This window comes from Streptomyces laculatispora, assembly GCF_017353455.1.
GTDB lineage: Bacteria > Actinomycetota > Actinomycetes > Streptomycetales > Streptomycetaceae > Streptomyces > Streptomyces laculatispora.
The window spans coordinates 1-9,152 of record NZ_JAFMPZ010000582.1 but is presented as its reverse complement, the minus strand read 5'-3'; the positions used below and the strand labels follow the sequence as shown (position 1 = coordinate 9,152).

Below are 9,152 nucleotides of genomic sequence, written 5' to 3'. Positions count from 1 at the left end.
GCTGATCGTGGCGGCGTTCTCCGACGGGTGGGGGGTGGGGGAGCGCAGCCCCGGCAAGGTGGTCTGGTGTCAGTTCCGCAGGGAGCGGTGACGGCCGGAGGCCTCGGCGATGCCCGAGGAGCCCGATGGCTCCTCGGGGAGGACCGTGTCCCGTGCCGGCAGCATGGCCGCGACCGAGTGGCCGTGGTTCAGCCCGGCCCCGTTCAGGAGGACGGTCCCGGTGGGAGGCCATTTCGGCCTCGTCGTCGTGGTCGTCGTCGTCCTCGAAAATCTGTCGGCCGAAGGCCGGTCAACGCGGATCTGATGTCGATCTCGCAGGTCAGGGAGGGTGTGCGCAGGGCCTGCCGGTCGTGCGGGGTGCTCCGGGGCGGGCGGTGGGGCAGGTGGTCGGATCTCGCCAACTCCGTTGCTATGAAGTTTCGTTGAATGATTTCGGCTTGCACCGACGGAGGGTGCGGCGCTTAATGGGTCCTTCGCGGTGAGCGATCATTCGAGGGGGACTCATGGAGCCACCGGCCGTACCACCGCGCCCCATGGGCGCGCCTTCGCCGCCGCTCGTGCACGCGGTGGATCTCCGGGTCAGCAAGCGGCTGCTGTGGGTCGGGCCGGCCGCGTATCCGCTGGAGAACATCGCCCGCGTCTTCACGTTCGTGCTGCGTCCGCGACGCAAGGAGGCGATCACGCTGTTCTGCAAGCGCGTGGCGTTGACGCTCGCGCTGGCGGTGGGCATGACCGTTCTCATTCTGCTGGTGGACGCGGTGGCGTCCATCGGCCGGGGCGAGAGCAGTGGTGGCCCGTTCATCTTCCTCGTGTGGCTCGGGACGGTGGGCGGGTTCGTCTACTACCTGCTGGAGCTGACACAGGTCCTGTCGGCCCGCTCGCACTTCGTGCTGGCGGTGGAGACGTCGGGGCCGTCGACGGCGATGGTGACCAGCCGTGATCCGGGTGAACTGATTCAGCTCGTCGGTCGCATCGCCCACGCGATCGACCATCCCGAGGCCGAGTTCACCGTGCGGGTGGAGGGAATCAGTGCGAGTCCCCAGATCTACCACTTCGGGGACAACGTCAATATGTACGGCGGGTCCGGGAACGTGGGGATTGCGAATTCATGAGCGGCGACAACGTGAACATGTACGGCGGCTCGGGGAACACGGGCATCCAGAACAACCATTTCACGCCGTCCGCCGAAGCCGTCCCCCCGGAGTTGCGGGAGGCGGTACGGGAACTGCTGCGGCTGGTCGGTGAGCTGCGGGGGCAGCTCCCGCCGGCCAGTGTCCGGGTCCTGGACGACAACCTGCCCGCCCTCACCGGGCAGGGCGTCCCGCCGCAGGCGCCGGAGGAGCGGCATCGCGCGCTGCTGGCGGTCGCCGGGATCGCGGCCACGGTGTCGACGGTCGGGGAGCCGGTGGTCGAGGCGGTCAGGAAGGTGCTCGGGCTCCTGGGCGCTGTGTGAGCCGTAACGCGAGCGATCGAACGCGTGGACGGCGACGTCGCGGGAAGGTGCCCGGGGCAACTTCCACAGGGAGCGGTGCACGGAACCGCCCAGCGACGACCGTCGAGGAGACGTATGACCAGCACCATGGACGACAGACCGGAGCACCGCCCGGACGCGTCTGACGCCTCCGCCTCCGCGTCCGACGCCTCCGCCGCGCAGGAGACCGCGCTCCTCGCCGAACGCGCACTCAGGCTGCGACGGCGGCTGGAGCGGCTCATCGGAATCGCCGCGACCGAGGGAAACGAACTGGTCCCGCTCCGCAACGGTGACGCGATCTTCGCCGCGATGCTGGAGAGCATCCGGGGCGCCGAGCACACCGTGGACATGATGACCTTCGTCTACTGGCGTGGCGACATAGCCGGGGAGTTCGCCCGGACGCTGGCCGATCGGGCGCGGGCCGGAGTCAGGGTCCGGCTGCTGCTGGACGGGTTCGGCAGCCGGCTGATCGAGAAGGACCAGCTCGCGGGGATGGAGGCGGCCGGGGTCCAGGTGGCGTGGTTCCGTAAACCCCTGCACCTCTCACCGCTGAAGCAGAACCACCGGTGCCACCGCAAGGTCCTCGTGGTCGACGAGGAGACAGCGTTCACCGGGGGCGTCGGGATAGCCGAGGAGTGGTGCGGGGACGCGCGCAACGAGAACGAGTGGCGCGACACCCACGTACAGGTGCGCGGACCCGCTGTGGACGGACTGGCGGCGGCGTTCGCGCAGAACTGGGCCGAGTGCCACGAGGAACTGTTCGACGCCCGCGACCGGTTCCTGCGGACGCAGCCGCGCGGGGAGGCGGTCGTCCAGGTCGTGCGCGGTTCGGCCAGCGTCGGCTGGCAGGACATGCAGACGTTGCTCCGCGTCGTACTGGAGTCCGCCGAGGAGCGCGTACGGCTCACCACGGCCTATTTCGCGCCCGACACGTACTTCGTGGAACTGCTCTGTGCCGCCGCGCGGCGCGGGGTCGATGTGGAGATCCTGCTGCCGGGACCGCACACCGACAAGCGGGTCTGCCAACTGGCCGGACAACTGCACTACGAGGACCTCACCGCCTGCGGCGTGAAGATCTTCCAGTACCAGCCGACGATGATGCACACCAAGGCCATCACGATCGACCGCGTCGCGTCGCTGATCGGCTCGACCAACTTCAACCGGCGCTCGCTGGACCATGACGAGGAAGTGATGCTCGCGGTGATGGACCGTGCGTTCACCGCGACGCTGGACGGCCATTTCGATCAGGACATGAAGGCGAGTGTCCTGATCGAGGGCGGGCGCTGGAAGCGGCGGTCGGTCGTGCAGCGCATCCGGGAGGCGTCGGTCGTGCCGTTCCGCCGCTTTCTGTGACGGCGGTCGCTGAACTCATCGGCCGGTGAACCGTTCAGCGCGCCAGTGTGGCGAGAATGGTCTTTCCCCGGCTGCCGTGACGGTGGATGGTGACGTGGCTGGCCAGCCGGAGGACCATCGGCCAGCCGAAGCCGCCCGTCCGGCCGGTCAGGTCCGGGACGCGGCACTGCGGATGGGTGGGGCTGGGGTCGACGACGCGCACGTGCAGCGCACCCTGATCGGCCCCGAACGACAGGGCGGTGACTCCTCCGGCGTACCGGATCGCATTCGTCACCAGCTCCGAGGAGAGCAGCACCAGATTCTGGACGGCGCGGGTGGACGGTGCCGGACTCAGTTTCGCGGCGAAGACGGCGGCGGCCTCGCGGGCATCCGCGGCCCGGAGCGGCGGGGGTGCGGCCGCCGAGGACATTTCCACGGTGGAGAAGTCGGGTGCGGCGCATTGGTCGTTCATGTGGATTCACCCCAGAGGAAAAGGCTCGGTGGCCGGTCTTGGCTGCGTGTACCCGAGCCATTGCCGTGTATCCGAAATTCGTCCGTACGGGTGGCCGTTCCGTTCGAGGCGTGCGGCGGCCTCCTCGGGGCAGGTGAGCGGCACCAGACAATGCGGTTCGCCCGGATACGGTTCCGGGACGACCGCCGCGGCGAAGGGAACATCCCATGAACGAGTCCGTCGACCGCTCACCGGACTCGACCGCGGTGATCACCGAGGCGGTGCCCGATCTCCAGCTCCAGCTGCTGATCCAGCTCCTCGACCGGGAGATGCGCTCCGGTCTGCCGCTCACGCTGGCCATCCCGGCCGGCGTGCTGCACGGTGACGTGATCGGGCACGAGGCCTGGAAGGCGGACTGGTCCAGGAGTCTGCGGCAGGTCGAGGGCGAGGGCGCCAACCTCATCGCCGAGTTCCCCGAGACGGTGGATCAGGGCATCAAGGAGCTCCGCGCCGACGAGGACGCGCAGCAGCTCCCCCGCTGGATTCATCTGCGCGACGCCACGCTCGTGTTCGGCGGTGCGGCTCCGCTGCGGCTGCCGCTGTGGCGCGGGCGGCTGTCCGACGTCTCCGGGTGGGCGCTGGGACGGCCCGAGTAGTTCCCGCAGCCAGGCCCCGTAGCTCCCGTCCGGGTGCCGAGGGTGTCGACTACGCATCGCGTTCGTAGAATAACTGTACGTGATCGATTTTCGGCTAACTCTCCGTCACTCATTTCGTGCATCGCGCGCTTCGGCTCTGTCCGTCCGGTCGTCCCCACCGGCGCCGGTCGATGGCAGACGCTCGTTTCATCCCACCTGGGGCGGTATGACGCTTTCGGCCAGTTGGTCCGGGCGGTCTAGTGGATCAGTCCGGGGTCGATCAGGCTGAATCCGACCGATCGCTTCGGTCCGACCCTCAGAGGAGACGAACGTGCGTAGTTACCACCGAGTCGCAGCTGTCGCCGCATCCCTCGCACTGGCCGGCGGGGGGCTGCTCGGACTGGCCTCGCCGGCCGCGGCATCCGCGTCAGGGCTTTCCTGCGGAAACCCCAAACCTCTGGTCGGGAGCGCAGGACATCACGGCGCCTCCATCAGCTGTACGGGCGGAGCGTTCACCGAGTTCATCGACTGCTTCAAGCCCGGATACGGCACCTACCGGCACTTCGGTAACCGCGCGGTGTCCGGTGGCACTTCCACCACCTGGTGCGACATCGGCGCGGACGTCACAACCGTGGGCGTCACAGCCTCCTGAGCCATCCACCGCGCGCAGTCGTGCCCGGCCGGACGCGTGAAGGGCCGCTGACAGCACTCCGGGCAGGCCAGGAGAGTGTCAGCGGCCCCTCGCGTCAGGAACGCATGGCGTGTCGGGAACGCGTGGCGGTCAGAGCCGTTCGGGCGTCCGGATGCCGAGCAGCGCCATGCCCTGGTGGAGCGTGCGGGCGGTGACGTCGCAGAAGAACAGCCGGTTCTCGACGACCTCGGGCGAGTTGTCGTCGCTGAGGACGTGGCACTGGTCGTAGAACGTCGTGTAGTGCGAAGCCAGCTGGTAGAGGTACGCGGCCAGCTTGTGCGGCTCGTAGCCCGCCGCCACCTCGGACAGCACCTCGGCGAACCGGTCCAGGTGCAGACCCAGCGCCCGTTCGGCCGGGGCCAGCTCCAGCTCCGGGTGCGCGACCGGCTTCGCGTCGCCGGCCTTGCGCAGGATCGACCGGATACGCGCGTACGCGTACTGGAGGTAGACGGACGTGTCGCCGTGCAGCGACACCATCTGGTCCAGGTCGAACTTGTAGTCCCGCACGGCGGAGGTCGACAGGTCCGCGTACTTCACGGCGCCGATGCCGACGTACCGGCCGTTCTCGACGATCTCCTCCTCGGTCAGACCGACCTTCTCGGCCTTCTCCCGGACCACGGCCGTCGCCCGCTCGACCGCCTCGTCGAGCAGGTCCTCCAGCTTGACCGTGACGCCCTCGCGGGTCTTGAACGGCTTGCCGTCCTTGCCGAGGACGGTGCCGAACGCCAGCTGGTGCGCCTTGACGTCCTCGGTCAGCCAGCCGGCCCGCCGGGCCGTCTCGAAGACCATCTTGAAGTGCAGGGACTGCCGCACGTCCACCACGTACAGCAGGGTGTCCGCCTTGAGGTTCTGCACCCGGTCGCGGATCGCGGAGAGGTCGGTCGCCGCGTAGCCGTAACCGCCGTTCGTCTTCTTGACGATGAGCGGGACCTTGTTGCCGTCCGGGCCCAGCACATCGTCGAAGAAGACGCAGAGCGCACCCTCGGAGCGGACGGCGACGCCCGTCTCCTCCAGGATGCGGCAGGTCTCCTCCAGCATGTCGTTGTAGCCGGACTCGCCGACGATGTCGGGGTCGCTGATCTCCATGTCGAGCTTGTCGAAGACCGAGTAGAAGTAGATCTTCGACTCGTCGACGAACCGCTGCCACATGGCGAGCGTCTCCGCCTCACCGGCCTGGAGGGCCACCACCCGGTCCCGCGAGCGGGCCTTGAACTCCTCGTCGGAGTCGAAGAGCGCCCGCGAGGCCTTGTAGAGCCGGTTGAGCGAGGACATGGCGGCTTCGCCGTCGGCCTTGCCGCCCTCGTGGTCCAGCTCGTCGGGGTGCTCGATCAGGTACTGGATGAGCATGCCGAACTGGGTGCCCCAGTCGCCGATGTGGTGGCGCCGGACCACGGACTCGCCGGTGAACTCCAGGATCTGCACCATCGCGTCACCGATCACGGCGGACCGCAGGTGACCGACGTGCATCTCCTTGGCCACGTTCGGCTGGGCGTAGTCGATGACGGTGGTGCCCACGGCGCTGCTGTACGGGACGCCGAGCCGGCCCTCGCCGTCCGCGGCGCGGGCGGCGAGCGTCTCGATGATCGACCTGTCGGAGAGCGTGATGTTCAGGAAGCCGGGGCCGGAGACCTCGATGTCCTTGATCAGGTCGCTCGCCGGGAGGGCGGCCGTGACCTGGGCGGCCAGCTCGCGCGGGTTGCCCTTGAGCTTCTTGGCGAGGGCCAGGATTCCGTTGGCCTGGAAGTCGGCCCGGTCACTTCGGCGCAGCAGCGGGTCCGCGGTACCGGCATCCGGCAGAGCTGCCGTCAGGGCGTCCGCCAGCTGCTGCTGGAGCGTGGAAGCGAGGGAATTGACCGAGGCCATCAGCTGGCTGCCGTTTCCGTAGGAGTACAAGGGATGGACCCAAGTATTCCACGGTGTGCAAAGCCGTTTTCGCGCTGTGGGCGGTACCTGGGAGAATGGCGAGCGCCCCTATGAGTCCTACAAGAGAGAAGGACGTGCCGACCGTGGCTCAGAGTCAGAGCAGCACCGAGACCGACTGGGTCTCCCGCTTCGCGGACGATGTCATCGCCGAATCGGAGCGTCGTGCGCCTGGCAAACCGGTCGTCGTCGCCTCCGGTCTCTCCCCGTCAGGCCCGATCCACCTGGGCAACCTCCGCGAGGTCATGACCCCGCACCTGGTCGCCGACGAGATCCGCCGCCGCGGCCACACCGTCCGGCACCTGATCTCCTGGGACGACTACGACCGCTACCGCAAGGTGCCCAGCGGCGTCCCGGGTGTCGACGAGTCGTGGGCCGAGCACATCGGCAAGCCGCTGACCTCGGTGCCCGCCCCGGCCGGCTCCGCGTACCCGAACTGGTCCGAGCACTTCAAGGCCGCGATGACGGACGCGCTGGACCAGATGGGTGTCGAGTACGACGGAATCAGCCAGACGGAGCAGTACCTGGCGGGCACGTACCGCGAGCAGATCCTGCACGCGATGCGGCACCGCGCCGACATCGACGCCGTCCTGGACCGCTACCGGACCAAGAAGGACCCGGCGGCGGGCGGTGCGCCGGGCAAGGGCAGGAAGCCGCAGCAGAAGAAGGCCGACGAGGCCGAACTGGAGGCCGAGGCCGGCTCCGGCGCGGCGAGCGAGGACGACGGCAGCGGCGGTTCGGCCGGCTACTTCCCGTACAAGCCCTACTGCGGCAACTGCGAGAAGGACCTGACGACGGTCACGTCGTACGACGACGAGAGCACCGAGCTGAACTACACCTGCGCGGCCTGCGGCTTCGCCGAAACGGTTCGGCTGAAGGAGTTCAACCGCGGCAAGCTGGTCTGGAAGGTCGACTGGCCGATGCGCTGGGCGTTCGAGGGCGTGATCTTCGAGCCGAGCGGGGTGGACCACTCCTCGCCCGGTTCCTCGTTCGTCGTCGGCGGCCAGATCGTCCGCGAGATCTTCGACGGCGTGCAGCCGATCGGGCCGATGTACGCCTTCGTCGGCATCTCCGGCATGGCGAAGATGTCCTCCTCCAAGGGCGGTGTGCCGACCCCGGCCGACGCGCTGAAGATCATGGAGGCCCCGCTGCTGCGCTGGCTGTACGCGCGCCGCAGGCCCAACCAGTCCTTCAAGATCGCCTTCGACCAGGAGATCCAGCGGCTCTACGACGAGTGGGACTCGCTGGAGCGCAAGGTCGCCGACGGCTCCGTGCTGCCGGCCGACGCCGCCGCGTACGCCCGCGCGATCGGGACGGCCGCCGGTGAGCTGCCGCGTACCCCGCGCCCGCTGCCGTACCGCACCCTCGCCTCGGTCGCCGACATCACCGCCGGGGCCGAGGACCAGACGCTGCGCATCCTCAGCGAGCTGGACCCTTCGAGCCCGCTGACCTCGTTGGACGAGGTCAGGCCGCGGCTGGACCGGGCCGAGAGCTGGATCACCACCCAGGTCCCGGCCGAGGCCCGCACCATCGTGCGCGACGAGCCGGACAAGGAGCTCCTCGGCTCGCTCGACGACGAGGGCCGCGCATCGCTGCGGCTGCTGCTGGAGGGTCTCGACTCGCACTGGTCGCTGGACGGGCTGACCACGCTCGTCTACGGCGTGCCGAAGACGCTGGCCGGGCTTGAGGCGGACGCCAAGCCGACGCCCGAGCTGAAGACCGCGCAGCGGTCGTTCTTCGCGCTGCTGTACCGGCTGCTCGTCAGCCGGGACACCGGGCCGCGACTGCCCACGCTGCTGCTCGCGGTCGGGGCGGACCGGGTGCGCAGGCTGCTCGGCGCGTAACGACGACCGACGAAGGGCCGCCACTCCGTTTCGCGGGTGGCGGCCCTTCGGCGTCGCTGCTGTCCTCGACGGTGTTGTTCGCCAGGTGCCTTCGCTGGTGCGGCCTACGCGATGTGGTCCGCTTCGAGTTCGGCGTGGTAGCGGTTCTTGAAGCCCTGGATCAGCTGGCGGAGCAGGGCCGCGCTGCGCGGGTGCCGCACGTTGTGACCGTCCGACAGGTGTATGTCCAGGACCTCGATGCTGGGGTACGTGCTGTGCTGGGTCACGAACGCGGCGAAGACCTCATAGGCGATCTCGCTGAACTCCGCGTCCTCCTGCGCCCATTCCTCGGCCCATTCCTCGGCCGCCTCGGCGACGGGCTTCGGCTCCTGAGGGACCTCGTCGGCCGCGAGGGCCTCGGGCGCCTCGTGCTCCGGCAGCGGCTGCTGCTCGCCGCGGGGGGCGGGCATGGCGCCGATCGTGCCCACGTTGCCCAGCGGGCGGGTGCGGCCGGGGCCGGTCGGGATCATGACCGGGCCGGGTTCCTGGACATCGACGTACGTCGGGTTGTACGAACCCTCGTACGCGCCGTCCGGCGCCTGTGCCGCGAACCACGGGCTCTCGTGCGAGGCGGGGGCCTGGGCCTGAGTCTGCTCCTGAGCCTGGGAGTGCTCCTGAGCCTGGGAGTGCTCCTGGGCCTGGGAGTGCGGCTGGAAGGCGCTCTGCGGCTGGGGCCGGGGGTGGGGCTGCTGGTTCCGCGGCTCCGGCTCGGCGTACTGCTCCTGCTGCGGGGCGCCGACGAGTTCGGGCTGCTGGGGCTGGGCCGTCT

8 protein-coding genes and 1 pseudogene are annotated in these 9,152 nt (G+C 69.2%); 6 read left to right on the top strand and 3 right to left on the bottom strand.

All coding sequences use genetic code 11. The features are described from left to right. Positions 1–533: 533 nt before the first annotated feature. The 3 genes from J1C73_RS30855 to J1C73_RS30845 all read left to right on the top strand — a co-directional run bounded on the left by J1C73_RS30855 (position 534) and on the right by J1C73_RS30845 (position 2,824). Positions 534–1,112, top strand: coding sequence for a DUF6232 family protein (locus tag J1C73_RS30855; RefSeq protein ID WP_242644948.1), 579 nt, complete (start codon positions 534–536; stop codon positions 1,110–1,112). Then, positions 1,109–1,453: a DUF5955 family protein gene (locus tag J1C73_RS30850; RefSeq protein ID WP_207319254.1), complete on the top strand. Its 345-nt coding sequence runs from the start codon at positions 1,109–1,111 to the stop codon at positions 1,451–1,453. Before J1C73_RS30855 ends, J1C73_RS30850 begins: the two co-directional genes overlap by 4 nt. A gap of 114 nt (positions 1,454–1,567) precedes the next feature. After that, positions 1,568–2,824, top strand: a complete 1,257-nt coding sequence (locus J1C73_RS30845) for a phospholipase D-like domain-containing protein (RefSeq protein WP_207319253.1) — start codon at positions 1,568–1,570, stop codon at positions 2,822–2,824. 34 nt (positions 2,825–2,858) lie between these two features. On the opposite strand, the gene J1C73_RS30840 is transcribed toward J1C73_RS30845, so the two are convergent. Beyond that, complete coding sequence (locus tag J1C73_RS30840; protein ID WP_242644949.1) at positions 2,859–3,233, bottom strand: ATP-binding protein; 375 nt, start codon at positions 3,231–3,233, stop codon at positions 2,859–2,861. A 248-nt stretch (positions 3,234–3,481) separates the two neighbouring features. Between J1C73_RS30840 and J1C73_RS30835 the strand changes: the two genes are divergently transcribed. Then, a complete protein-coding gene (locus tag J1C73_RS30835; protein ID WP_123459984.1) occupies positions 3,482–3,910 on the top strand; it encodes a GvpU-like protein in 429 nt (142 codons plus the stop codon). Between the two features lie 310 nt (positions 3,911–4,220). Further along, complete coding sequence (locus J1C73_RS30830) at positions 4,221–4,541, top strand: hypothetical protein (protein WP_207319251.1); 321 nt, start codon at positions 4,221–4,223, stop codon at positions 4,539–4,541. A gap of 129 nt (positions 4,542–4,670) precedes the next feature. Here J1C73_RS30830 and argS read toward each other — a convergent pair whose 3' ends face one another. Beyond that, positions 4,671–6,443, bottom strand: a complete 1,773-nt coding sequence (gene argS, locus J1C73_RS30825) for an arginine--tRNA ligase (RefSeq protein ID WP_207319257.1) — start codon at positions 6,441–6,443, stop codon at positions 4,671–4,673. A 134-nt stretch (positions 6,444–6,577) separates the two neighbouring features. On the opposite strand from argS, the gene lysS reads away from it, so the two are divergent. Next, entirely contained in the window at positions 6,578–8,344 is a 1,767-nt protein-coding gene (gene lysS / locus J1C73_RS30820) for a lysine--tRNA ligase (RefSeq protein WP_207319256.1), read from the top strand. A 104-nt stretch (positions 8,345–8,448) separates the two neighbouring features. Here the strand turns inward: lysS and J1C73_RS30815 are convergent. After that, a pseudogene (locus J1C73_RS30815) lies at positions 8,449–9,152 on the bottom strand (DUF2637 domain-containing protein); the annotation flags it as partial.